Origin of the sequence: Singulisphaera photorubra (assembly GCF_045290345.1) — a bacterium.
GTDB lineage: Bacteria > Planctomycetota > Planctomycetia > Isosphaerales > Isosphaeraceae > Singulisphaera.
Genome location: NZ_CP155447.1, coordinates 5,510,251 through 5,535,449, shown reverse-complemented (window position 1 = coordinate 5,535,449; position 25,199 = coordinate 5,510,251). Strand labels below are relative to the sequence as shown.

21 protein-coding genes are annotated in these 25,199 nt (G+C 61.8%); 11 read left to right on the top strand and 10 right to left on the bottom strand.

Going from position 1 to position 25,199, the window contains the following annotated elements; all coding sequences use genetic code 11:
• Nucleotides 1–25 precede the first annotated feature (25 nt).
• Complete coding sequence (pckA, locus tag V5E97_RS20930) at nt 26–1,642, bottom strand: phosphoenolpyruvate carboxykinase (ATP) (RefSeq protein ID WP_406693467.1); 1,617 nt, start codon at nt 1,640–1,642, stop codon at nt 26–28.
• Between the two features lie 142 nt (nt 1,643–1,784).
• Between pckA and V5E97_RS20925 the strand changes: the two genes are divergently transcribed.
• A complete protein-coding gene (locus tag V5E97_RS20925; protein ID WP_406693466.1) occupies nt 1,785–2,120 on the top strand; it encodes a hypothetical protein in 336 nt (111 codons plus the stop codon).
• A 915-nt stretch (nt 2,121–3,035) separates the two neighbouring features.
• Here the strand turns inward: V5E97_RS20925 and V5E97_RS20920 are convergent.
• Nucleotides 3,036–4,502: a DUF1501 domain-containing protein gene (locus tag V5E97_RS20920; protein ID WP_406693465.1), complete on the bottom strand. Its 1,467-nt coding sequence runs from the start codon at nt 4,500–4,502 to the stop codon at nt 3,036–3,038.
• Between the two features lie 263 nt (nt 4,503–4,765).
• On the opposite strand from V5E97_RS20920, the gene V5E97_RS20915 reads away from it, so the two are divergent.
• The gene (locus V5E97_RS20915) at nt 4,766–4,897 is read left to right on the top strand and encodes a hypothetical protein (RefSeq protein ID WP_406693463.1); all 132 of its coding nucleotides are present in this window, start codon (nt 4,766–4,768) and stop codon (nt 4,895–4,897) included.
• A gap of 224 nt (nt 4,898–5,121) precedes the next feature.
• The gene (locus V5E97_RS20910; protein ID WP_406693462.1) at nt 5,122–5,619 is read left to right on the top strand and encodes a hypothetical protein; all 498 of its coding nucleotides are present in this window, start codon (nt 5,122–5,124) and stop codon (nt 5,617–5,619) included.
• Between the two features lie 5 nt (nt 5,620–5,624).
• Here the strand turns inward: V5E97_RS20910 and V5E97_RS20905 are convergent, their stop codons facing one another.
• The 3 genes from V5E97_RS20905 to V5E97_RS20895 form a co-directional block, all read right to left on the bottom strand.
• On the bottom strand, nt 5,625–5,858 hold the full coding sequence (locus V5E97_RS20905; RefSeq protein ID WP_406693461.1) for a hypothetical protein: 234 nt from the start codon (nt 5,856–5,858) through the stop codon (nt 5,625–5,627).
• A gap of 138 nt (nt 5,859–5,996) precedes the next feature.
• Nucleotides 5,997–6,752, bottom strand: coding sequence for a 2-amino-5-chloromuconate deaminase CnbZ (gene cnbZ, locus V5E97_RS20900; RefSeq protein ID WP_406693460.1), 756 nt, complete (start codon nt 6,750–6,752; stop codon nt 5,997–5,999).
• Between the two features lie 694 nt (nt 6,753–7,446).
• Nucleotides 7,447–10,149, bottom strand: coding sequence for a multicopper oxidase domain-containing protein (locus V5E97_RS20895; protein ID WP_406693459.1), 2,703 nt, complete (start codon nt 10,147–10,149; stop codon nt 7,447–7,449).
• Between the two features lie 981 nt (nt 10,150–11,130).
• On the opposite strand from V5E97_RS20895, the gene V5E97_RS20890 reads away from it, so the two are divergent.
• Nucleotides 11,131–12,504 carry an IS701 family transposase gene (locus tag V5E97_RS20890; protein ID WP_406693458.1) on the top strand — a complete coding sequence of 458 codons (1,374 nt, stop codon included), beginning with the start codon at nt 11,131–11,133 and terminating at the stop codon, nt 12,502–12,504.
• A gap of 60 nt (nt 12,505–12,564) precedes the next feature.
• On the opposite strand, the gene V5E97_RS20885 is transcribed toward V5E97_RS20890, so the two are convergent.
• Nucleotides 12,565–13,485, bottom strand: a complete 921-nt coding sequence (locus V5E97_RS20885; protein WP_406693456.1) for a hypothetical protein — start codon at nt 13,483–13,485, stop codon at nt 12,565–12,567.
• A 131-nt stretch (nt 13,486–13,616) separates the two neighbouring features.
• Nucleotides 13,617–13,871 carry an IS66 family transposase gene (locus V5E97_RS20880; protein ID WP_406693455.1) on the bottom strand — a complete coding sequence of 85 codons (255 nt, stop codon included), beginning with the start codon at nt 13,869–13,871 and terminating at the stop codon, nt 13,617–13,619.
• Between the two features lie 148 nt (nt 13,872–14,019).
• Between V5E97_RS20880 and V5E97_RS20875 the strand changes: the two genes are divergently transcribed.
• The gene (locus V5E97_RS20875) at nt 14,020–14,187 is read left to right on the top strand and encodes a hypothetical protein (protein ID WP_406693454.1); all 168 of its coding nucleotides are present in this window, start codon (nt 14,020–14,022) and stop codon (nt 14,185–14,187) included.
• Nucleotides 14,188–15,295: 1,108 nt separating this feature from the next.
• Here V5E97_RS20875 and V5E97_RS20870 read toward each other — a convergent pair.
• Entirely contained in the window at nt 15,296–16,072 is a 777-nt protein-coding gene (locus V5E97_RS20870) for a phosphopantothenoylcysteine decarboxylase domain-containing protein (protein WP_406693453.1), read from the bottom strand.
• Nucleotides 16,073–16,181: 109 nt separating this feature from the next.
• Here V5E97_RS20870 and V5E97_RS20865 point away from each other — a divergent pair, with 109 nt between their 5' ends.
• Both V5E97_RS20865 and V5E97_RS20860 read left to right on the top strand, forming a co-directional pair.
• Nucleotides 16,182–17,489: a glucuronate isomerase gene (locus tag V5E97_RS20865; protein WP_406693452.1), complete on the top strand. Its 1,308-nt coding sequence runs from the start codon at nt 16,182–16,184 to the stop codon at nt 17,487–17,489.
• A gap of 605 nt (nt 17,490–18,094) precedes the next feature.
• Nucleotides 18,095–19,111, top strand: a complete 1,017-nt coding sequence (locus V5E97_RS20860) for a hypothetical protein (protein ID WP_406693451.1) — start codon at nt 18,095–18,097, stop codon at nt 19,109–19,111.
• 88 nt (nt 19,112–19,199) lie between these two features.
• Here V5E97_RS20860 and V5E97_RS20855 read toward each other — a convergent pair whose 3' ends face one another.
• Nucleotides 19,200–19,979, bottom strand: coding sequence for an HpcH/HpaI aldolase family protein (locus V5E97_RS20855; protein ID WP_406693450.1), 780 nt, complete (start codon nt 19,977–19,979; stop codon nt 19,200–19,202).
• A gap of 265 nt (nt 19,980–20,244) precedes the next feature.
• Between V5E97_RS20855 and V5E97_RS20850 the strand changes: the two genes are divergently transcribed.
• The 3 genes from V5E97_RS20850 to V5E97_RS20840 all read left to right on the top strand — a co-directional run bounded on the left by V5E97_RS20850 (nt 20,245) and on the right by V5E97_RS20840 (nt 23,101).
• Complete coding sequence (locus V5E97_RS20850; protein ID WP_406693449.1) at nt 20,245–21,207, top strand: C-terminal binding protein; 963 nt, start codon at nt 20,245–20,247, stop codon at nt 21,205–21,207.
• Between the two features lie 355 nt (nt 21,208–21,562).
• On the top strand, nt 21,563–22,060 hold the full coding sequence (locus tag V5E97_RS20845) for a hypothetical protein (RefSeq protein WP_406693448.1): 498 nt from the start codon (nt 21,563–21,565) through the stop codon (nt 22,058–22,060).
• A 369-nt stretch (nt 22,061–22,429) separates the two neighbouring features.
• The gene (locus V5E97_RS20840; protein ID WP_406693447.1) at nt 22,430–23,101 is read left to right on the top strand and encodes an RNA polymerase sigma factor; all 672 of its coding nucleotides are present in this window, start codon (nt 22,430–22,432) and stop codon (nt 23,099–23,101) included.
• A 22-nt stretch (nt 23,102–23,123) separates the two neighbouring features.
• Here the strand turns inward: V5E97_RS20840 and V5E97_RS20835 are convergent, their stop codons facing one another.
• On the bottom strand, nt 23,124–23,489 hold the full coding sequence (locus V5E97_RS20835; RefSeq protein ID WP_406693445.1) for a hypothetical protein: 366 nt from the start codon (nt 23,487–23,489) through the stop codon (nt 23,124–23,126).
• A 622-nt stretch (nt 23,490–24,111) separates the two neighbouring features.
• On the opposite strand from V5E97_RS20835, the gene V5E97_RS20830 reads away from it, so the two are divergent.
• Nucleotides 24,112–25,176, top strand: a complete 1,065-nt coding sequence (locus V5E97_RS20830; RefSeq protein WP_406693444.1) for a sulfotransferase domain-containing protein — start codon at nt 24,112–24,114, stop codon at nt 25,174–25,176.
• Nucleotides 25,177–25,199: the final 23 nt, after the last annotated feature.

Genomic DNA, 25,199 nt, shown 5'->3' with positions numbered 1-25,199 from the left:
ATCGGCAACGCACGGGTCAACCACTTTATGAATCAAGTCGTGGACCGGCAGCTTGGATCGCTGGCTCGACTTCGTTGAATCGCGTGAAGTTCTTGCGGAAGAGCTGGGCGAGTCGAGTCGCCTGGGCGTCGTAGGCGGCCGGATCGGGCCATGTGGTGCGCGGGTCGAGAATCTCGGTGAGGACACCGGGGCAGGCTTGCGGATAGGCGAGGCCGAAGATCGGGTCGACCGCATAGGAGACGTCGCGGATCGATCCTTCCAGGACGGCGTCGACCAGGGCGCGGGTCTGCCGGAGCGGGATCCGACGTCCTTGGCCGTACCCGCCGCCGGTCCAACCCGTGTTCAGCAGCCAGGCCTCCACGTTGTGTCGCCGCATCTTGGCGCCGAGCAAGGCGGCGTAGCGATTGGGCGGCAGGGTCATGAAGGGGGCTCCGAAGCAGGCGCTAAAAACGGCCGAGGGTTCCTGGCCCAACTCCAGCTCGGTTCCGGCGACCTTGGCCGTGTAGCCGGAAAGAAAATGATACATCGCCTGTTCCGGCGTGAGTCGAGACAAGGGGGGGAGAACCCCGAAGGCATCGCAGGTCAGGAAGATGATCCGGCTGGGATGCCCTCCTTGTCCCCCTGACACGTGGTTCGGGATCGACTCGATCGGGTAGGCCGCACGCGTATTTTCAGTCAATGACGCGTCGGCGAAGTCGGGAACGCGTGTTTTGGGGTCGAGCACGACGTTTTCGAGCACCGTGCCGAATCGGATCGCCTCATAGATCTCGGGTTCGTTGAGCCGGTCCAGGCGAATGCACTTGGCGTAGCAGCCCCCTTCAAAGTTGAAGACGCCGTCGTCACCCCAACCGTGCTCGTCGTCGCCGATCAAGGCCCGAACGGGATCGGCGGAGAGGGTCGTCTTGCCGGTGCCCGACAGCCCGAAGAAGAGCGCGACGTCGCCCGCCTCTCCCACATTCGCCGAGCAATGCATGGAGAGCACGCCCTGTCGCGGGAGCAGGTAGTTCAGGATCGAGAAGACCGACTTTTTAATCTCGCCCGCATACTGAGTTCCCCCGATCAGGACAAGCCTACGCGCGAAATTCAGGAGAATGAAGACTTCACTACGCGTGCCGTCGCGTTCGGGCACTGCCTGGAAGTCGGGGACCGCGACGATGGTGAATTCGGGCCGGTGGACGGCGAGCTCCTCGGCGGTGGGGCGGACGAAGAGTTGGTGGGCGAACAAGGCGTGATAAGCCCGTTCGCAGATGACGCGGATCGGCAGGCGGTGGGTGGGTTCCGTCCCCCCAAAGGAGTCCTGGATCCAGACCTCGCGTCCCTGGAGGTGCTCGAGCACGCGCTGGTGGAGCGCATCGAACCGGCCCGGATCGAAGGGGGCGTTCACGTCGCCCCAGTCGATTTCGGACTCGCTCGAAGGTTCCCGAACGATGAACTTATCCTTTGGGGACCGGCCGGTGTACTTCCCGGTCTTGAAGACCAGGGCGCCCTGGTCGGACAGTTCCCCTTCACTCCGTCTCAAGGCATGCTCGGCGAGCACCGCCTGGGATTCGTTCCAGTGCTGAGGTCCAAGGCCAAGCCAACCCTGGTCTTCCAGCGTCAGAGGGCCGATTTTGGCCGTCGTTCGATCGGATGAGACGTTCATCGAACCTTGAATCCATCGGGGCGTCGAACCGGGCGGGGCCTCCCGTGCCCCTCAGCCTGTCACATCGTCCTTCCTAACATGGCCCGGGCGGTTCGGCAAGGGCGTGCGCTTTCCACCACGTTCCCGGGCAGTCGGCTCTCAGTTGCGGCCGGGCAAGCTCGCGCCCGTCGACATCTCGATCTCCTTCATTAAGGCGGGCATGCGCGAGGGCACGCCGGGCCAGGGCATAGCCTGGTCGGATGCGGAGCGCTTCAGCGAACCGGGCCCCGCTTCGGCGTACCGGCCGAGTTGGAGTAAGATCGAGCCGAATTTGTTCTGCGTCTCGGAGTCTCGAGGATTGAACTGGGCCGCGACCCGGTATTCGGCGAGTGCCTCGTCGAGCCATCCTTTGCTGTTCGAATCGGCGGTGTGCGTCGATCAGGCGGTGATGGAGTTCGCTAAGCCCAAAGGCTTCGACGAACCTCCCCCCGAGCGTTGATGGTTTGCCAGAGCGATGACGGGCGGAATCCGAATTCCGGCTTGCATAGATCGATTACGAATCCCATATTACAGTGGGAAGTGTTCAAGCGACAATGGTGAGCGGGGGCGCAACCGATGGCGATTAAATTCATGTGTCCATGCGGAACCGCTCTGAAGGTCCGGGACGAATACGCGGGGAGTCCGGTCAAGTGCTCGGGCTGTAAGGCGACTGTCCAGGTGCCCAAGGCCGACGGGACCATTTCGGCAAACAGTCCGCAAATAGCTCAGACCGTAGTGGCGGCGAATTCGGCCGAGCCGTGGTATTACGGCTTCATGGTCAGCATGGGCTTTTTGGGATTCATTTGCGGAATCCTGCAAAACGTAATATGTATATTCGCATACTTAGCCAAGGGTGGAAGTATCGCCGAGGGATGCCCTTTGCGTACGTCATTGCCTCATCGGCGACATTTCTGGGATCAATGCTGAGTTACGCCGTGTCACTCGTTCTCGCTGATATCGGTCGAAACATCAGGCGGGCGGGTGTCGCAAGCCAGGCTCCCAAGATGGAGAAACTGAGTGGTTTCAGTTGAATTGTTACACGTGAAGGAAGTGTCGCAAGCCAGGCACCCAAGTTGGAGAAACTGAGTGGCTTCCGTTGAATTGTTACTCGAAGACCGCCAGGGATCGAGAGGATATCGCAAGCCAGGCACCCAAGATGGAGAAACTGGGTGCAGCGTGTCGCGTGTCCAAGCCAGGCACCCAAGATGGAGAAACTGAGCAGCGTGTCGCAAGCCAGGCACTCAAGATGCCATGGATCTACCAGGCCTCCCGTCTTGCCGGCTCGAAGGTGCCTGGCCAGGTCTTCCCCGTGGATGCTGAGCATGATCTCGACTCCAGTCTTGCAACGGGTGAGAGTCGTATGCTGATCGTCGCCTCAAATCAATCCGGGAATCGGTAATCCTTGATAGATCTGGTGAGGGCGTTCGAGTTCATCATGCCAGGCGGCGGTGCTGGGGATTCCCAGCGCCTGGTAGATCGTGGCGGCCATGTTCTCCGGCGTCTGGGGGTTCGAGGCGGGGTAGGCGCCGATCTTGTCCGACGAGCCGATGACCGTCCCGCCGCGGACCCCGCCCCCCGCGAGCCAGAGGCTCTGGAGTGCCCCCCAGTGGTCGCGGCCGGGTCCCGGGTACGATGCGGCCAGCGTCGAGAGCTTGGGAGTCCGGCCGAACTCGCTGCCCATCAGGATCAACGTGGAATCCAGAAGGCCGAGGGACTCAAGGTCGTCCAGGAGGGCGCAAAGAGCGCGGTCCGTGGGGGGAAGCAACTTGTCCTTCAGGCGAGGAAAGATGTCGCCGTGGGTGTCCCAGGTCTCGTTGTTGCCGAGGTTGACCTGGACCAGGGAGACACCGGCCTCGACGAGTCGAAACGCCATCAACAGCGACCAGCCGAAGCTGTTGCGCCCGTAGCGATCCTGGGTCTTGTCATCGGCCCTGGTCACGTCGAAGGCGCGACGGACTTCGGTCGAGGCCAGGAGCGAGATCGCCGACTGTCGGTGACGGTCGAAGCGCGCGGAGGTCGCCGCGTCTTCCAGGGCCCCGCGCTGATGGTCGAGCTCACGCAACAGTTCGGTTCGGTGGTTAAGGCGGCCCAACGTCATCCCTGGCGAGAGCGTCAGGTTCGGGGCCTGGTAGACGCGGTCGTCGCGGCCCTCCGGGGGCTTCTTCGCCTCGTTCGGGAAGGTGTACTCCGGATAGGCCCCGCGCCAGAACGGGTTTCCGTAAGGCGACGCTTCGATGAAGAACGGGTCGCGGTGGGCGCCCATCTGGCCGCCGTACGCGCCCGGGATCGCGCCCCCGGACCAGTGGACCAGCCGTTCGGGGAGCACGACCGCAGGGGGCAGGTTGTGGGCTCGGGAGGGGACGACGCCCCCGACGACCGAGGCGATCGAGGGCCAGTCGGACGGACGGGGTTGGCGGTCGCCGCGGAAGCCGGGGTCGGCCTTGCTCCGCCCCGTCAGCATCAGGTAATGCCCGAGCGTGTGATCGTTCGTTGGGTGCGTCAGTGACCGGACCACGGCCCATCGGCGGCTGCGAAGGGCCAGGCCGGGGAGATGCTCGCAGACCTCGACGCCTGGCGTCCCGGTCGCAATCGGACGGAACTCGCCGCGGATCCCATCCGGGGCGTCGGGCTTCAGGTCGAAGCTCTCGTGCTGGGCCAGGCCGCCGGAGAGGAAGATGTAGATGCAGGACTTCGCCGTGCCACCCGCCGAGCCCAACGGGAGCGTCGCCGCTCGCAAGGCTTCCAGGTGATTCATCCCCAGTCCGAGCAGACCCAACGCGCCGGCCTGGACGGCAGTCCGCCGAGTTACGCTCGGGTGAGTGCAGCGATGCGACCTGTTCATCGGAACGCCTCCAGGAACTGAACGACTCATCTCGCTGGCACAACGATTGTTGAACAGGAAGAATGTTCTCAACCATACCTCCCGGGGGCGTGACCGGCAACGGCTTCGCGCAGGCGTCGGTGGGAAGTCCGCAGGCCCGGAGCACCGCGGTCCGTACGGCGAAGTCATCTCAAAAGCGACGATTGCGAAAGGGTGTTTTGCTTCCGACGGAAATGGAGAGACGCCCCACCCGAGTTATACTAAAACTCGGCAGGAGTCTCACCATGCGAAAGATCCGAAAGGACTATACGCCTGTCGAGAAGGTCGCCATCCTCCGGCGTCACCTGATCGACCACGTCCCCATCTCCGATCTCTGCGATGAACTCCAACTCTCGCCCACGCTGTTCTACCTCTGACAGAAGCAGTTCTTCGAGAACGGCCCCGCCGCCTTCGAACGCAAGAACGCCGCGCCCGAGACCAACCACAATCGCACCATCGCCGCACTCCGCGACAAGCTCCAACGCAGGAACGAGGTCGTCGCGGAATTGATGGAAGAACATATTAAACTAAAAAAATAGCTTGGGGAGCTCTGACCGGGGCTTGGGTTCCCCATGACCCCCGCGATTCCATCATCGACTTCGTGCGGCACTGGTCCCAACGCACTGAGATCCCCCGCAGGCGGTTCATCAACTGGCTCGGCATCGCCGCCAGCAAGTTCCACGACTGGAGGACTCGCTATGGGCTGGCCAACGAGCACAATGCGCTCGTCCCTCGCGATTGGTGGCTCGAACCATGGGAGAAGCAAGCCGTCCTGGATTACCACGCCACCCATCCCCTGGAAGGCTATCGGCGGCTTGCCTTCATGATGCTCGACGCCGATGTCGTCGCCATGAGTCCCTCGAGCGTCTACCGGGTGCTTTGCAACGCCGGATTGATGAAGCGTCACAACAGCAAACCTTCACTCAAAGGAAAAGGCTTTCAGCAGCCGCTCCGAATCATGAACACTGGCACGTCGACATCTCGTACATCAACGTCGCCGGGACGTTCGTCTACCTCTGGAACATCAGCGGCCATGCACTTCAATGGGGAAATCTGGGAAATTCAGCAAAACTACAAATCTGTCCGCGAGTCTTGGTAGCCTATTCAAGCCTCTTGATTTGCCCAATTTAGGTGCATGGCCACCTTCTGTCGCAAGCGATCAGGGCCGACCCGCACGGCGTGCAGGCAATAGTCGATCGTTTCCGCCCTGATCGTCTCGGTCCCCTGGGCTTTGCCGTTTTCCACGCCCAGGAGCAGATGCCGCTCGACCTCGAAGGCGAACTGCTCGTCCAGGCGTCCCAGATATCGATTGAGGGATCCCGTCGAGTTCCAACCCAATGAGCGACAGACCTTAAAGTCGTACTACAAAATGCCCCCGAGGTGCTCGACGACCCCGATTCCCTGATCCCATGGGCAAACGAGGCGATCCGGGCGGTCCGTGCTTCGAGTCCTCGGCCATGATCGGGGCTCGCCAGATCAGCCGATCCGCAACTCGGTCCTGACGCCCCGCAGGTCCATCTCGTACTCGATACCGTCGATCGGCGGGCGGCTGTAGTACCAGCGAATGCCGTGCGCACCCGCTTCACCGACCCGTCCCAGGATGACCTCGGGGAGCAACCGGCCAATGGGGTGAATTGTGTAGATGTCGATGGCGGTGACGGTGGACCAGTCACGACCGAGCCCTCGCAGCCGGTGCTCCATGAGGTTCATGACGAACGTCGCCTTGACGGCGATGCCTTCCGGGGAGGTGTCCCCGGCACGGACGATCCCTTCGGCCCCCAGGACACCTTCGGGCAGTTCCCCAGCCCCGGCGACGACGATAGTCGCTGGTAGCAACGGGTCGCATGGCCTCGAATACGAGAACCCGTATAGCACTGGCTCACCGGGCGGATCGACCTCGGGGGCGACGTTAGTGCGGGCCACCGGGTTCACGCCTTCGACGAACAGGCCCCACTCCTCCAGGATTCGGGCGTACCCGGCGTTGAACTCGGCGAAGCCCCCGAAGCTGAACGGGCAAGGGGAGCGGAGTTCAATGCCGCAGAGGGCCGCTTTGGGCCGACCTTCCGAGGCTAGGTGCCGCCCGATCACCTCGAACCCCCGGCGGTAAGGGGCGGGTCGGTGGAGCGTGACGTGGACGATCTCGAAGCCCGGAGCCGAGATCACGCCGCAGGAGTACGGGGCGATGCCCGGCAAGAATCGGTATCCGCCAAGTGGGTGATCGATCAGTGGCATCCGTCGGACTCCCATCCAGATGTTCGTGCAATGGCGGTGGTTCAACGGCCCGGCTCAAGGAGTAGTCGGTCTTCTCTCAGCCACCGATCAACAATCCGCCAGGCAACCCGCACATCGTAGCAGGCCGAATTGCTCGGGGCGACATGGCGATCCCGAGCCATCCAAGCGTTGTCATCCTCGATTGAAGGCGGACACGAGGTCCGGGAGCGGCACGTGGCGGCGGATCCTCGCTATAGGTCACTCGCTTGCGTGGGGCTTCGGCTGTACGGTCCCGACCGGAGATCTCGCACCTGTTGCAATCCATCGCCAGGCAGACTAGGAACTATTGTGGATATTCCTAATTCTTGAAGCAGTTTGTGTGAGCTGGATTAGATCTTGTCGATGAATCTCTGTGTTTTGGAGTGTCCCATTTTGCCCAGATAGCGGCAATATTGACGCCGTATTCGATTTCTCTCCCGCCCCCGGTTGCGATTCACTCAGTGTGTCGTCACGTAACGAGTTCATGGCATGACGAGTTGGAATCGACAAATGTGTATGATTGGATATATGGTGGCCCGGGGGGAGCAATCCCCTGGGTGACCCGGCCATTTTCTTTTCCTCGATCTCCACGGCGACGAAGAATACGAGCATCCCAAATGAACGATGGCACGCGGCCCGGCGGTCGTGCTGGTCCGCCGGGCCGGCCCGGAGCGGGTCAGCTCCCGCCGAGGCTGAAGCCACCGCGGCGGGTCGGGGGCCGGAGCGAGGCGGAGAGCACCGCGTCAGTCGTCGCACCGACGGCCTGGAAGACCCGGACGTCCGCATTCCTCTGGCCCCTTGGCGCGACGGCCAGCAGGCTCCCGGTCGTCGTATTCACGGACGCGAGCGAGGGGCCGGTTCCAAGCCGCCTGCGCCCGTAAGGGGCGAACGACGTCAGCTTTTGGGCGGCCGACTCCGCCGTGGCGTGCTCGGCGGGCAAGGCGTGGCTGTGCGAGGCCGGGGCCGGGGTCGAGGCCGCGTGCCCCTGCCCGTGGCCCGCGGGATCGAGCATCCAGACGTCGACCTGGGGCGTGCCTCGGAGCCCGACCGTCGCGATCCTGGCAAATCCCCCAGCCGCACCCGCAAACGTGGTCGTGGCCACGGCGATCCCCCCACGGGCCCCCGGTGGTCCCGCGAGGAAGTCGGCCACCAGCCGCGGGGGGCCGAGCAGGCTCGCGGAGCGGGCCGGCTCGTTGTTGGGGACGAACAGGTCCCAGCCCCAGACGCGGACCTCGGGCTGGCCGTCGGCACGCCCGGTGACGATCCGGTTCCGCCCCGAGCCGTCGACGTCGGCCGCGGCGAGGCTGACGCCGCCCCGGAATTGCTCGTCGAAGGCGAGGAATTCGGCGAGCAGGTTCCCCGTCGCGCCCGAGTACGCGCGGACGACCGGTGCGGTCCCACCCGCCCCCGTGACGATCACGTCGGCCCGGCCGTCACCGTTGAGGTCTCCAGCCGCCACGTTGAGCCGATGCCGGAACTTGCGCCCGAACGGGTGGAAGTCGCGGAGGACCGTCGCGAAGTTTGAGGCCCCGTCGAGCACGACGACGCGGCCGCCCCGGCCGGACGCGAAGATCGCATCGGGGACGCCGTCGAAGTTCGTGTCGCCGGTCGCCGTGGTCATCCCGCCGCGGTAGCGGCGGCCGAACGGGGTGAGGATCCGCGTCGGCGTGCTCGGGAGTGCGTCGTCATCCCCCATCGCGTACACGGCGGCCCGTCCCCCGGAAGGCCCTTCGGCGGCGATCAGGATTGGCTCGGCGGGGATGACGTTCAGGTGCGCCATCATCCCCGCGTCTTCGTGAAAGAAATTGTGGCAGTGGAAGACCGAGTTGCCCAGCGTCGCCTCGAACTTGATCCGGAAGACGCTGATCGAGTTCGGGTCCATGTACCAGACGTCCTGGTCGAACAGGTGGGGCGGCGTGACGTACCCCGGCCGGCCCGCGGTGTCCTGGGCCTGGAAGTGCTGCATGTGGAGGTGGATCGGGTGTGGATATGGGTCGGTGTTGACGATCGTCCACTCCTCCACCTGACCGACGCGGGGCTGGGCGATCGGGCTCCCGGGCCAGGCCTTGCCGTCGATCACGAACTGGCCGGTGACAGGGTCGGTGGAGAAGGTGAACGTCCGATGGACGTCGACCTTTTCCTTTGAGAGGTCCTCGTACTGCATGCTGGGGCTGGTGAGCGTCCGGTTCACCCAGTCCTGCGGGTCGCCCCCCGCGCCGAATCCCGTCATCCGGGCGATCGCCTGGTAGCGGGTCACTTCGAGAGCGGTGGGCTGCACCACCGCCGCGACGAGGAGCCGCTCCTCGCCCGCGGGGGGGGCCGAGATCACCTCACTGACCCGCTTCCCAGGCGCCAGGGCCACGCGCTGCTTCGCGACGGTCTTCGGGAAGGCCGAGCCGTCCTGGGCTACGTAGAACGTCTCGAGGTTGGCCGGCTTGTCCGGGTCAACCGCGTTGCCGTTGAAGTCCCACTCCGAAGAAGGCTGCCCCGCGGGCGGGATGAAGGTCCGCATCAGGTCGCGCACGTCGAGCTGGAGCCCGTACCAGAGCTCGGTCTCGGCCTGCATGGCGATCTCGGGCATGTACCTGCCGTTGATGGTGACTTGAAATGTCGGACTCATCACGACGGAGAGTGGCGCCAGGGTCGGCCTGCCGGTCGCCGAGTCGGCCTCGATCGACTGCGCCTGCACCATCATCAGTCGCTGGGGGAGGCCGCTTACCTGGTCGATGTCGTTGTTCGCCGCTCCCACGACGAGGAAGCCCGCCAGGCCGCGATAGACCTGGTCCGCCGCGAACTCGTGGCGGTGCGGATGGTACCAGTTGATCCCGGGCTCCTGGTCGAGCGGGATGCGATACTCCTGCAGGCTCGACTCGCCGGGGGGGATCGAGAGCAGGACGTTGTCCGTGTTCCCCGCGGGCGAGATGATCAGGCCGTGCGTGTGAAGGTTCGTCGGCTGGTCGCCCAGGTCGTTCGCCACGCGGATCCGCAGGAGGTCGCCCGGATTGACGCGCAGGGTCGGCCCGTTGTAGCCGTCGCCGTTGACTTGGCCGTTGTCCGACGTTCCCTGCGTGAGCGTCCACGCGTAGGTGTCGAAGCCGTCGACGAGCGTCGGCACCCCCGGCGCGGTCAGATCCGCCGGGTTGGCCACCTCGATGAGCTGCGAGGAGCGATGCGCCCGCAGCGTGACGTCGAGGACCCCGCCGGCGCTCGAGAGCATGACCGGCTCGGCGAACGCCGACAGGTTTTGGCGAGTCTCCAAGGCCTCGCAGCTCGGTGCCGCACCCCTCGCGGAGCGAACCCGGCCCGGCCGGCTCGACGGGCGATGCCCCTCGGAGCGACCGTACCGGACTGTGACATCCCTGTGTTCGCGTATCGCCATCTTGTCCTCGGAATCTGGGTGCTTCTCCCGGACTTACCGGGCGACTCGTCCGGCCCCCGTTGACGTGGACCGGCCCGCGACGGGCAACCCCGCCCGACTTCACCTCGTGGCCGGATTCGCGAAGCTCGAGCGAATCGGGGCCGGAGGCCGGAGGATCGCGGACCGATAGAAATCGGCCGGACTCAAGGAAATCTTCCGTGATATTCCCTCGCCGGCTCCGGGTTTCGGACGGAGTGGTGGCAGCCCCGGCACCATCGGTAGAACCGGGCGGCCGTTCTCCGTCCGAGCGTTTTCCGGGTCGATCCTGCCGGTCATTCCCCGAAGAGATTGAGATTGTCGTGCTCGCCGGAGTATTCAGAGTACCCAGAATCATTCCTGTACGGGGAGCAGTGCCATGACGCCGTGAATAGACCAAATGAAAAAATGAAGAGCGGGGACATCCGTGAGCAGGAAGGGCGGCTTGGGATACCGCCTGAGGTCGGAGGCCGACCACCAACTGCCTTTGGAAAAACGATGGCCCCTCTCGACATCCGATTGATTGACTGGATACGTCCCGAGCGCAGTCACCGCCCTGAACCTGCCGGCCTCGTTGGGGGTCAAGTTGACGACGAATTGCTCGTCAAAGCGTTGAGCGTTCAGTCCGTAGAGACGACCGAAGGTGGGCGAGTCGTAGACTTATTTCGACTTGAATGCGACCGAGTGTCGTTTGCAGATTTGTCCTATGCTTCGCCCTCGATAAGCCCTCTCTCAAGGAGAACTTATCGAGTGGTTCGAAATCTGGGGTTCACTATAACCAGAGGCGACCGCGAAGTACTCAAATCAGACAGCCTGTAACCGTCATCTTATGTTGAGAAGGGGCAGGCCTGATTCGATTGTTGGGCCTGCCCTTCTATACCTTTACTGTATTGGCCTCTTGACTCACCATAAGAGTATTGGGAATATTTACTTCCGTCTCCGATGTATTTCGGAAGGGAGTTGACAATGGACCAGCGATACAAGAGCCGTTTGAAGGAGATGATGGCCCAGGCGGAGGTCGATCCCAAGCTGATCGACGGGTTCTCTTCCCGCCTCGAGACGTTCGTCCAACCGTTCTCGGCGTCGCTGGCCGTGCCCCAGCAGAAGCGGCACACGGTCGAGTATCTTACCGGACTCCTCTCGAGGCTCGAGCACAAAACAGGTGAAGGGATCGCCTATCTCTTCGACCAAGAACGGCAAGGCCTCCAGACGTTTATCGGGCAGGTCCCGTGGGACGACGCGCCCCTGCTCAGGACACTGGCCACCCAGATCGGCGAAGACTTGGGCGAATCCGATGGAGTGATCGTGTTCGATCCCTCGGCCTTCGTCAAGAAGGGGAACATGTCGGTGGGCGTCGCGAGGCAGTGGTGCGGCCGACTCGGCAAAGTGGAGAATTGCCAGGTCGGAATTTACATGGCATACGCATCGCGAAAAAATTACGCAATTGTTAATGTGCGTCTCTATCTTCATGAGGAATGGACGAAAGATCGGCGGAGGTGCAAAGCCGCCGGAGTCCCCAAGGAGACCAAGTTTCGCACCCGCCATGAATTGGCGTTGGAGATGCTGGATGAGCACGGATCTCTTCTGCCCCACTCATGGGTGACGGGGGACGACGAGATGGGCCGCCCGGCTAGTTTTCGCCTGGATTTGAGAGGCCGAGGCGAACGCTATCTGTTGGCAGTCCCGTCGAACACATTGGTCCGCGACCTCGAGGAAACTCCGCCGGCCTACTCGGGCCGCGGACGATATCCCATGAATCCGTTCTCGCGTCTGGATCGCTGGTGCGGTCAGTTGCCGGAGTCCGCCTGGACGACGATCGAGGTCCGGGACGCTGAGAAAGGGCCACTGAAAGTGGACGTGGTGAAACGGCGTGTCCAGGCGCGTTCGCCGACGGGTGGAACGGGTCCGGAGGAGTTACTGTTCATCATGCGGGAGCGGCAATCGGACGAAAAATTCAAGCATGATTATTATTTATCGAATACAATGTCTGAGACTTTGCTGAAGGAATTGGCCCGAGTGGCGAAGGCGGAACATCGAGTTGAGGAATGCTTCAAGCGTGCGAAGAGTGAGTCGGGCTTGGGGGACTATCAAGTAAGGAACTGGCTCGGTTGGCATCATCACCAAACCCTGGCGCTGCTGGCCGCGTGGTTCCTGAATCAGGAGACGCGGCGGGGGAAAAATCGGGACCCCCGCGCTGACCTCGCCGCAAATGCGTCAATTGATCGCAAGCATGATCGCGGAATATTTAAAGTCCAGCGATCCGTTGATGCAGAGTCGTCGCAGCACGCGATGGCTTCAAAGAAACGAGCTCGCACGGTTTTATTTCCATCGTTCTCGTAAGCTTATGCCACGATTGAAGAACAATCTGCGGCTGTAGGCAAAACAGTAGAAATACTTGGATCACGAAGAAAGATGGGCGTCGAAGTGAGTTGTCACACTCACCACGTCGTGGACCCCAGGGTGACTTCCCATGATCGTGTGAAGTTGCGAATAAAAACTGATATTGTAATGGAATCCCTGGAAATCACCAGTCGTCGGATTTTTGAGCGTCATGAGTTCCCCCACGTTAGTCTCGACGACCAGATCGACGTCGGCAATGTAGCCACCAACGTTGCTGATTTCGAGGGTATATTCTGCGCCATTACCCTCTGTATCTGTGAATGAGTGACTCCCTGGACCCCACTGCGTACCAAGTATTAGGACGTAGTCGCCAGTGATCTCGACATTGAGGCCAGTCGTTGTCGAAATGCCGGCGGTTGCATCGTTCTGTTGGCTACGATCGACGTGAAACTCATAATGTTCCACGACTGTGACAGGACTGCTTGACGGTACAAGATCATCATCGGCGATAAGGTAATTGCGAGACCCTGACGAATACGAATCCATCGCGACGAATGCGCCATTGAGTCCTGTCCCGGTCGTGCTCGATTCGACCGTGTTATTCGTGTTGAAGCAAATCCAATCGTTGCCAACAGGCGCATTGGGCGGAGCGGGATTCTCGAGATCGTGGATCTCTGTTGCTGCATAACCATTGACTGTGATAGTCGTGTCACCACCATAAGGGATATCGCTATCAGTAATTCCGTTAAGCTGAGCTTCGGCTTCACTGTCATCGGGGACTGTCGGTGTGTTGAACAAAATCCCTGAAATTACCCAAGCGTCAGCATGATCGTTCTGTCTTGTATCGCCGTTCGGGTATCGGAAGATCGCCGGGGCGGTCAACGCGAGCGCCTCCAGCCTCGCACCTTCGAGACCAAGGCTCGAAGGGATAAAATTTTTACGTGTAATCTGACGACGAAATTGCATCCGCAGATGCGTCATGGTGTACCTCGAATTCTGTTGAAGTGTCTGGGAAATGAGAAAACTTCGCACTTGCCTTGAAGAGTCGATCTTCATGGAAAACAGATTTTAAAATGGCATATTCGAATCTTGCAAAGAAAATTTGTAGGACTTTAGCCGATTGCAGTTCCTTTGACCGGTAGAGGAGGGAGTTGGCCGGGAGCGAGGTAGGTGGTGAGGGTATCAACAAACCTTTTGAGCGGGGCATGACCACGTTGTTGTAGGGGCCGATGCATGCTCGTCAACACCGCTGGTCGGATCGCGCGTTCGGCGTGATTGTTGTCGAACGGTACGTTTGGTTTATAAAGGAACGTAAACAGGTCATTGCGATAGCGGTGTAGTCGCTTGATTAACCGCTGGGCATTCATGTCCTCTCACAGGAGCCGTTTACAGTCCGGTATTGAAAGTTGCCGATGACGGCACTATGTCTCACTATGTCGAATCCGCTGCCCACCCCTGACGACCTCTGGGGTACGGTGCCACCCCACGTTCAGGCGGGCATCGCTCTCTAACTTCGTGGCGATACAGCAGCGGCACGCCGACCTGGAAGCGCGGGTCAGCGATCTCGAAGCACGGCTCAAGTTCAACTCCACGAACTCGTCCAAGTCCCCTTTGTTCGATCCGATCTGCCTGAAGCGGAGGCTGCCCGCTCCGGCCAGCGGCAAGAAGCGAGGTGGGCAATAGGGACATCGCAAGGCCCACCGTGCCTTGGGGCCGTCTGAGAAGTTGCGTCAAACTATCCACTGCAAGCCCGAAGCGTGTCGTCGATGCGGTCAGGGACCTCGAACCGTTGATTCATCAGGTGGGGGAGTTGCCCAGGATCGAGCCCATCGTCGATGAGTATTTGTGGTATCATATGATATGTTGATGATGAAGTGAGGCGGCCTGCGGCGCCTTGCCCACCGGTATCCCGAGCGGTTGTCTTGGCTCTTACCTCCAAGCCGTCTTGGCCATGCTCTCCGGGTCCTATCGTCTCAGCAAAGGGCAGATGCAGCAGGTCTGCTCTGATCTGTTTGCTCTGTCGATCTCCATCGGGATGATCTCCAAACTGGAACGGCAGTCGGCCGCGGCCCTGGAGGCTTCCTCCAACGAACTGGCCGTTGCGGTCCATCAGGCCGAAGTGACGAACATCGACGAGACGTCGTGGCGTGAGCAACTTCGCAAGGTCTGGTTGTGTGGGGGGGGATGGCGACTCACGTGGCCACGGTCTTCACGTTCGCCAAGAACCGCTGTGGCGAGATCGCCCGGGCATTGTTGGGCAGTCAGATCGGCCAGGTCGACACCAGCGACCGATACAGCGTTTACGACTGGATCATAGAGTCCTGGCAGCGGTTGCTCGGATTGTCGAACCGACTGTTTCGGTACTGGCACTGGGTTCGCGACGGGACCCTGCCCCGGGAACAGTCCCAGGAGCGGATGAGCCGACTGCGACGGGACGTCAGGAGGGATCGCAGAGTTCGTGCGCGAAGATCGCCGCGACCTGCTTCGAGATCTTCAGGGTGGAGGAGGGTCTGTGGACGTTCGCTTGGGTCCAAGGCGTGGAGCCGACGAACAACGTGGCCGAACGCTCGTTGCGATATGCTCTGATCTGGCGGCGGGACGGGCAGCGTGGAGGGGAGTTGGTTCGTGGAATGCATGCTGACCTGGGTGGTGACCTTTCGGCAACAGGGTCGTGACGTCCTGGACTACTTGACCTCGTGTTTTGAAGCGGAGCGTCGCTGCTGGTCAGCACCTCAGACATCAAAGTCGCCTGACCCCACTTCTCTTGCCCCATGAATGGCGACGGCGGTGATCAGGTGGATGTGAATTTCTGCCTCCGAGCTGCCTGAGAGCTCAGACCTTGTTTAGCCAAGTCGAACACTCGATCGACGAGCCTGTCCGCGAGCGTGGCACCTGCTTCCAAGGTTTCCACCGGCTCCCCAGGGCGGACGAGATGGACGGTATGGCGGCCTTCGCGGAGGGTTTGGAGGTCGTTCGCGACGGTCAAGTCCGCGCGATTGGCCAGGCAGGCGGTTTCGGCTGCCTCGATTAGGTCGGGCAGGGGGACGCGGGAGAGGAGTTTGAAACCGACGAGAAAGACGCCGGGAGCCCAGTCGCGAACCGATTGGATGACCTTCGGAGCACGAAGCGCGTGGATGGTGAATATCTCGGCCTGGGAGTCGAGCTTGCCGGTCATCGGGCGAGGTTCGAAGTCGGAGACGGCCATGGCGAGAAAGGCCACATCAATGGCGTGCTCGCGGAGGACGCGTTCCAGGTTCGTGGCGTAGTCGGCCACAGTCCCCTGATTCAGGGCAATGAGGTGAAGCCGATCGGCGACGGCGCGATATTGGCGTCGGAGGCGGGTGAGCCGCGCGTGCTCAGCCTCGGGGTCGATCGTGTCCAGATCGAACCGCGCCTGGCGGGAGAAGGGAAGTTGGGCCGCGGGGGCATGGATGTGCCAGACCGACGCCCCGTGGTTCAGGCAGGCCTCGGCGATCATTGCCGAGAACCGGCCCGACGAGACATTGGTAAGGTGGCGGACGTCATCAATCGGCGCGATCGTTCCTCCGCCGGTCACAACCACATTCATCGGCCCTGACTCTCCTCTCTTGCTGGAATCTCTGACGCTGGCTAGCTTGTTTTGTGGTCAATCGCGATTCGAGTGCGACGACTCTCACCCCGCGCCGAGCTGTTTAACGATGCCGACAACCCCACCGCACGACCCCAAGGCCCGTGAACTCTTTGACGAGATGACATGCTGGCCGATCTTCGATCCCCACTCGCACATCGACCCGACCCGGCCCGCCGCGCGGAACTTCGACGAAGTCTTAGGGTATCATTACTATACCGAACTCGCCCACTCGGCGGGGATGCCCGCTGAGTTAGTCGCGCCGAGTCTCGATCCTGAGACACGGGTCCGGAACCTGTCTGGCTACCTCGACCGGATCGACAATACCGTTCAATATTCGTGGTTGCTGGAAATCGCCAAGACGTTTCATGACTTCCCCCACGACCGAATCACGCCTCAGAACATCGGTGAACTCTACGAAAGCGCCCAGCGCTCGACCAGCGGTGAAGCCTGGGATCGCGAGGTCTGGAAGAAATCGCAACTCGAAGCGGTTTTTCTGACCAACGAATTCGACGACCCGCTCGAAGGCTGGGATCCCCAGAAGTATGTCCCTTGCCTGCGGACCGACGACCTGGTCCTGAAACTCCACGAGCCGACGACCGTCGACCGGCTCCGACGTGCCACGAACGTCGACGTCCGGGATTATGCGACCCTCCGCCAGGCGATTGGGGTCCTCTTTGAACGGTTCGTGAAGCGGGGAGCACGGGCCTGTGCCATCAGTCTTCCGCCTGATTTTACCCCCTATCGCGCCACCGCCAAGCGAGCGGTGACGCCGGTTCGCCGCGCGCTTCACCAGATGGACCAGCGGCCCGACGAGCACGACGAGGTGAGGCAGGTCGTCTTCTGGACTCTGGCGGAGTTCTGCGCTGAGTTCCGGTTGCCGTTCGACTTGATGATCGGCCCGATCCGGAACGTGTATCCGGCGGGGGTCGCGGGGGGCCGCGACTTGTTTGACCGTCGGGTCAGCCTGCACGGCTACCGCGAGCTGTTCAACCACTTCGCCGGGGTCACGTTCCCGGTCTCGACCCTCTCGCCCGACGCGGGGGGCGAGCTGGTGGCCTACTCCTGGATCTTCCCGAACGTGGTTCCGATGGGGCACTGGTGGTACTCGAACATTCCGGCATACATCGCCGCCGATCTGCGAGCCCGACTCCAGGCGGTTCCCAAGGTCAAGCAGGTGGGGTACTACTCCGACGCCTACAAGCTCGAATTCGTGCTGCCAAAGTTTAACATGTTCCGACGCGTTCTGGCCGAGACGCTGGCCGACGACGCGGTTCGGGGCCAGGGATGGTCGATTGATCGAGCGCTCGAGCTGGCCCGACTGATCTTGCTCGAAAACCCCAAGCGAATTTTCAGTCGAGCGGGTGGGACCTCCTGACGGTTGATTTGACCTGGAGCGGAACGCGGGGAATGATTCCATTAACAAGAAAGGGTGGGCTCGATTGTCGATCGACTCGACGGTCCCGCTCTTTCTCCAGGGGCTTCCGACCCAATCGGCGAGCCCTCAAGGAATGGCACCCATGACGCGAGCACGCTTCGAAAATATGGTTTCGGCGGCAGTGACTCTGGGCCTCGCCCTCAGTCTGCCGATTTTTGCCACGGCCCAGGCCCCACGGGGGCCAGGCCTATCCTCGGGGTCGGGGGAAGGGACCGGAACGGGAACTTCATCGACCATCGAGAGAAATACGACGGGGTCGCTCTCAGGGGTTGGCCCCAACCTCCCGGTCGGGGTCGAAGGGGGAGGGATCGTCCCTTCCACGGGCTTCGTTCCTCTGCTCCCACCCGGATACAGCGTTCCGCTCGGTCCTGGGGCGAACGTGACCTTTCCCGACGACGAAGGTCTTTTCTCCTTCTCGAGCTTCACCGAGGAGTCAGGGCGAACCAATCCCCGATCTCAGCCGTGTCCAGCCGAGGGAACTGGAATTTGCCCGTTCGATCACCGATCCGGGCGATCGTAGCCTGACGCTGAACAAGGTCGCGAGCGTGGCCATTTTCGGCGACCAACTGCACCTGGCGCATCGTGCGCTGGGCGAGGCCGCGGCCGCCGCGCTTGCGGTGACCGACCCGACGGTCCATGACCTTCGGCTCATCGCTATCATCAATGGGTTGAATAACCTGAGCGAGGCTCTGCTTCGCGACGGCAAGGCGGATCTTAGTATCCCCGACTACAACGAGCCCCTGTCCGCACTTCCGAAATCGCCCGAGGTGGATCGGGAGACGCTGATCAGCCGGGCTGAACTTGAGTGGAGCCGAGCCGCGTTCCTGGCGAGTCGGATTAACAACCCCACCTACCACACCGAGATGCTCTACCGGGTGGTCGAGAGTCAGTCGTTCGGCAGCCAGACTATCGTCAACGAATTTCCGCATCTTGAATCCAAGGATGATAAAACAGCACCGAGCAATCCCTCGCAGATTCATCCTCTTGACGCCCGTGCCGACAAGCTTCTCCTGAAATCGTCGGAGACCGCCAAGCTCATCAACCGTCCGGTCTGGCGGGATCGGGCCTTGGTGGCGGCGGCGACCGCGGCGGCCCACTCGAAGCAGTACGCGCGGGGCCTGCAAATTGCCCAGATGATCCCTCAGCCTGAAGTCCGGAGCGATGCCCTGGTCAAGATCGCCGAGGCACAGGCGCGGGGGGATGACCCGGATGGTGCCACTGCGACTTATCATGAGGCCGCGGTGGCGGTCGCATCGATACCTCTTGACGATCCTCGTGCGATCCTGGCCGGTGTTCTGATTGATAACCTGATCTCGGTCGGCCGGTTCGAAGATGCACGACGATTGATCGTCTTGTACCCTGACGAATCTCGACGACTCACCGCCCTCGGGGCGATCGCCGAGTCGCAGGGCTTCCGAGGCGCGTCCGAGTCGGCGATCGAATGGATCACCAAGGAGATTCCCAAAGAGCACCAGCCGGTTCTTTATCGCAAGCTCCGGTTCGGCATGCTCGCCGCGATCGAGCAGAACCGGAGCCGTGATATGTCGAGCCGAGATCGTTAAACGATCGACGCGATCAATGCGATCCTAACGAGGGGCCTGAGCCGGCGACGAGTTGGCTCAGGCTCTTTTCGATTCTTGATTCAGGGACTCAACGCGCTGGAAAGAACGGCCCATAGCGTTCTTTCGCGGCGCGTATCCCCGCGTGAAACGCGTGAATATCAAAGCCGAGAACGAACATTTGGCAGCCCCAGCCGCGCATTCGCTCGGCGTACTCCCCCCCTCGCGGAACGATGCCCCACGGTTTGCCCGCGTCGGCACAGGCGCGAGCGATTTTTTCGATCGTTTCGAGACAGCGAGGATGCTCGAATTCACCGGGCACGCCAAGGACCTGGCTGATATCGGCCGGTCCCACGAAGAGTAGGTCGACATCAGGGATGGCGGCGATCTCGGCGACCGATGCAATCGCGCTGGCGGTCTCGATCTGAATTCCGACGAACGTCTCGGCGTTGGCGCGGGCGGCATACTCACCGATGGGGGTCAGGCCGAATCGGCCGTCTCGATTGCCCCCGTTCATTCCGCGCTCGCCGCGGGGCCAGAATTTGGCCCAGCGAACCGCCTGCTCGGCCTCCTCCGGCGAGCGAACCATGCTGACCATGACGCCCCCCGCGCCGGCTTCCAGCGGCCGCATGATCGAGGCGTAGTCGGTGGCCGGAAGCCGGACGAAGTGATCCATGCCGTAGGCCTTGGCCGCGAGGGTCGCCAGCTCGATCTCTTTCATGCCGATGCCGGCATGCTCGACATCGAGCCAGAGTGCGTCGAAGTCACCGTGCTCACCAATAATTTCGATCAGCTTTGGGCTCAGCATTTGTCCGACGCCGAACATGCGGACCACTTCACCCTGGGCCAGGAGTTCTTTGATCCGTCGCATCCGTCTCTTCCTTCGTGAGGTGGGTTTTTCAAACTCAGCCGGACCGCTCCCTCGGGCTGGTTGAGGACGCGTGCCGGCTGAGAACAAGGCGCCGGCTCTGGGCCGACGGTTGAACCTACCCGGCCGATCGGCCATAACCAAGGGGTTGCTCCCTGGGACGAACGCGCGTGCGGGTCAAATGCGGGCTTTAGGGCTCGTGGGTCTCAACCCAGCCGGTTCGTCGATCCCCTCTGATCCTTCCGTCAATTTGCGAGAGGAACGGTTGATGTCGTCTGACTTCACGGTGGTAATCACTGACTTCCTGGATGAGACCTCGATCGAGGCTCCGATCCTGGGTGACCTCGCCCGGGTCGAGCTTGCTCGCGCCACCGATGAAGAGAGCCTTGCTCGCTATCTTCCCGAGGCCGACGCCTTGATCACATATCACGAGATCGCTCATTTGGGCGAGGCCACGTTCGCAAAGGCCTCGCGGTGCAAGTGCATCGTCCGCGCTGGGGTGGGATACAATAACGTCGACCGGACGGCGGCCGCCCGTCACGGCGTGATCGTGTGCAACGTTCCCGACTACGGCACCGAGGAGGTGGCCGATCACGCGATCATGTTCCTCCTCGCCCTGGCTCGGAAGTTCGTACCGTCGCACGAGGCGATCCGCGCAGGGGGCTGGGACTATCGGACGGCGATGGGGACGCCTCGACTCCGAGGCAAGACGCTCGGCCTGGTCGGCTGCGGCCGGATTGGCACCGCAACGGCTCTGCGTGCGAAGGCATTCGGACTGGACGTCGTCTTCTTTGATCCACTCGTGCCTCAAGGGGTCGATAAGGCGCTCGGGATCAGGCGGGCCCACCGGCTGGAGGAGTTGCTGGAACAGAGCCATTATGTGAGCCTCCACTGCTATTTGGACGAGACCACGCATCATTTGATCGACGCCAAAGCACTGGCGCTCTTGCGTCCCGGCGCGCTCCTGATCAACACCGCGAGGGGGCCGATCGTCGATCAGCTCGCGCTGCTGGAGGCACTCGATTCGGGGCAGGTCGGAGGGGCCTGCCTCGACGTCGTCGAACGAGAACCGCTGGACGACGAACGACTTCGGCTCCACCCTCGCGTGCTCCTCACGCCGCACTCGGCGTTCTACAGCGTCGAGGGATTCGTCGAATTGCGGTCCAAAGCGGCCGAGGAAGTCCGTCGCGCCCTGCTCGGTGAACCCGTTCGCAACTCTGTCTCTCTATGAGGGTTAGAGTATTCGGACGACGTGTTCATGGCTGTTCTGCGAGAATTCCGATAATGATTTTGGTTTTCCGCGAACCTTCTGCGCCGCTATGATGTCTATGACCGCACACAAAGGGGGCGACTCTCATTAGGTCGTTCCCCTTTTCTTAGGATCGATCGCCCGCCGGGCGTGTTGCCCGGCGGATACGAGAAATCGGGAGCTCTGACGGACCTTTAGGACTCGTCAATAGACAGGGACGCATTGTACGTCCCGCACTCGCGACGGTCGTCCTCTCCCGGGACGGCCCGCACGGCGACGCTCTAGGTCGCCTCACTTCAACAGCCCGCCGTTTGAAGGCGGATGTGAGGGTCTCGCCATGTTGAACCGCACGAACCGGACGCTGTCGGCCAATCTGAATGGGCTGAACCTCGGCACGCGGTCGATCGCCGTCACGGCGAACATCAACATCGGCGATCTCCAGACCCTGCGCACCCGCCACGTCCATCGTGTCGTTATGCGCGACGGAATGCACGGATATCTACCCTCCTCGATGATCCTTTCGCGAGGCGAGATTCCGGTAATTCCAGGCTCACTCCCCGTACCGTCGTGGCTCGTACAGAGTCGCTCGGTCAGGCCGTGGGGCGAGTTCGCCGCCGAGATGTTTACCGTGTCCGACAGGCCTTGTCGGCAGGGTGAATCCCAGGCCTTCTCCCTCGAACGGGTGTTGGATCCACAAGAATCCGACCGTTCGAAACGCGAGCGCAAGCCGGTGACCACTGGTAAGCGATCGAAGGTTGAGAAGCGTTTTGGATTGGCATCGGCCCGAGCTGCCCAAGCGACCGCTGCCGCGATACTCGCGGCAACGGGAGGGTGAGCGCCGAACCTCCGGCTCATCATTGTTGGAACGCCTTCGAACGCTCGCGACAGTGTCGGTCGTGACTTTCGAGGACTCACTCCAGCCCACTGAGTTGGCGGTCGGCTTCGTGCGGACGACCCTTGCCCCATCGCAAAGGGTACCGCGCCCCAGCCGTCTCCGTCGGCCGCCGTGCGAAGGCGAGCGACCCCATAGCCGTCCCGTCCTGGTGCGCATTTCGCCCAGGACCAAGGGAAGCTCGGCCGTGTGTTCGCCCCTCGCTCGTCGACGCCTGATTCGTGGACTGCGGTGGTCCGATCGTAGGCGCTGCCCGTGCGCGGCTTGGCCTCGATCGACCCTGGACCCCCAGAGGAATGGGGAGCGATCAACGTGCTGGCGACCATGCGGAATCTGACGGTCCAGGATGAGCCTTGGACCGATCTGGCAATCCTTGTTCGACGCGCCCAAGAAGGCGACCGTGAAGCGTTCGGAGAACTGGTCGAACAGTTCCAGCGAACCGTCCACGCGATCTGTTTGCGGCGGCTGGGCAATCCGAGCGAGGCGCTCGAGTTGACTCAGGAAGTCTTCCTCCACGTGCTGCGACGGCTCGACCAGCTTCGTGAACCCGAGCGGTTCGCCGGCTGGCTCCGGCAGGTCGCGGTCCGGATGGCAATCAATCGAGCCACCCGACGCTGCGCTCCACCGAGCGTGGAGACCAGCGTGCTCGAGGGAGCCGGCGAACAGCGCGAGGCACCACTCGATGAGCTGATCAGCCGGGAACGCGCTCATCGGCTCTGGGAGGCCCTCGAGCGGCTCAAGCCGATCGATCGCGAGGCCCTGGTGGCGTTCTACATCCACGGCCACTCGCTGATCGAGATCGCCGAGCAACTCGCGGTGCCGATCGGGACCATCAAGCGGCGGCTCCACACGGCCCGAAAGCGGTTGAAGGCCGAACTTCAGGCGAGCGTTGCCGACGCCGACGAGTGGGGCGATCAGTCCGGTGACGACGAGGATGACGCCGACCTGGTCGGCGCTCGGACTGAGGAGTCAACTCTCTGGTAAATATCGACACTCGGGGCGAACTTCAGGTTCGCCCCGAGGGGGTCGACTCGCGGTGGTACTCCTCGAACTCACGGCTGTATCGCGCCACCCGGAGCTTGAGCAGTCTGAAATCAAACCAGGCCAAGGTCACAACCGGTAGCAGCAACACGCCTGCCAAGATCAGACCCACGTCCGGACGTCGGAAGGCCGTGAATAAGGCGACGAAGATGAGTGCCAGCACCACCGGAACCGCGGTGAGCATCCAGGTGACGCGACGGTATTTCGCCACCTGGTCTTCGATCGGCTCAACCCCCAGCCGAATCCTCCCGAGCTTTTGTCGCCAGTAACGCTCGCGGGCCTGCCACTTCGCCTCGGCCGTCGATCGATGTTCGGGGATATTCGCTTCCATCGCACATCTCTTGTAGGGCGGACAGTAGCCCGCCAGGAAAACTACGGCCCACCGATTTTACTTCTTGTCAGGGGGTTTCAGCCCGCCCCACAAGGCGGCAATGGTCGCTTCGTACCATTGGGCTGTGCCCACTCGACAAGAGGGGTTTCACGACAGTCTCGCGTGGGTTCACACCGACCTCATGAATTGTATGCGATGCGGAGTGACGTGCCTACGAACCCCCGCCGCTCTCACCGAGGTGGAATTCTTTGGAAGGTGCGAATGTGGCGATTGCCTGGAATATTTCGTTCAGAAGGTCTGGGTGGTCTGCCGATAGATTTGGTAACCATTAAGGTTTTAAGGAATTCGGTGTTTGGGCTCGAGGCTTCGTCTCTTCTTCCGAGGCGGGTTTTGAGGCCAATTCTTGCCATTTCCTGACCTCAATTCGCGACAAGATCGGGCTCCGGTTTAGGCCGTGAGACGCCGCCCCCGATGTTGTTCACGCGATCCTCAGTGCCGTTCACGATCGAGGCGAGGTCTCGGGCTCGGTTTGCGCGCCCCACTCGTTTCGTGAGGAAACGGCTCAAGGAGGGACTGGCTCTCGTGATTAGTCACAGTCCCAGATCAATTCGGGAGAGGCGGCATGTCCGAGGATGACAAGACGTGTAAGCACGTCGCCAATTCGGCGCAGCAAGGCGATGGCCAGTCGATGCTCCGTCTTGCCCTGGTGAGTACCCCCCGTTCGGGGAATACCTGGACCCGCGAGCTGCTTGGATCGCTCTACGAGCTCGAGCAGATTCCTGTTCACACTCCTGAAGACGTCGATTGGGAGAATCTTCCCAGACGCTGTGTGATTCAGATCCACTGGTATCCCAAAGAACCGTTTCTCAACCTGCTCGAACGTCACGGCGTGCGCGTTGCGGTGCTGGCCCGGCATCCGCTCGACGTCCTGATGTCATGGCTGAACTATGTCTATTACATCCACCAGGAGGGGTATTGCCCCGGCGGTGGAGAATGCCTCGACTGTGCGATCGTGGGCGTGCTTCCCCGGAGCGAGGCCTTTCTGGAATGGACTCGCTCCGAGTACGCCCGCTGCCTCCTGTTTCACAGTCCCGCCTGGTGGAACCGTTCAGAGATCTTGCAGGTTCGTTATGAGGACCTTGTCGCCGACACCGAGGCGGCCTTGGTTCGGCTCGTTGACGCGATTGGTGAATCGCCGCGACGAGCGATTGCCGAGGTGGTCGAAGCCAACGCGATTGGCCGAAAGAAGCCGGGACATGAGGTCTGGCACTTTCACTACTGGCAAGGGCAGCCCGGTCTCTGGCGGCATTTGATTCCGGCCGCCGAAGCCCGAGCGATCGCGAGCTCCATTCCCGAGCCGTTTGAGACCCTTGGCTATGCGTGTGATCCGGACGAGCGGCTCGAATCGTTCGAGGCCGATCGAAACTGGAACCGCCTTCAACTCGATTCGACGCGCGAGCACCTGCGGCTGGAGCGGTCGAAGCATCGCAAGACCATCAAAGATCTGCTGGAGGCTCGCCACGATCTGGAGAAGATCCAGGTGGAGTTGGAGGCGAAGAGTCAGGCGGTTGTCTCCGTCGAGACTGTCCCGCTCGTGCTTGCCAGACGCTTCAAACGGGCGGCCCAGCGCGTTTGCGGGATCGCTCCCAAGGGCGCGGCTCGATATGAACAATCAAGCGTGTTTTGATCGGTCGAGTCGGTGGGCCGATC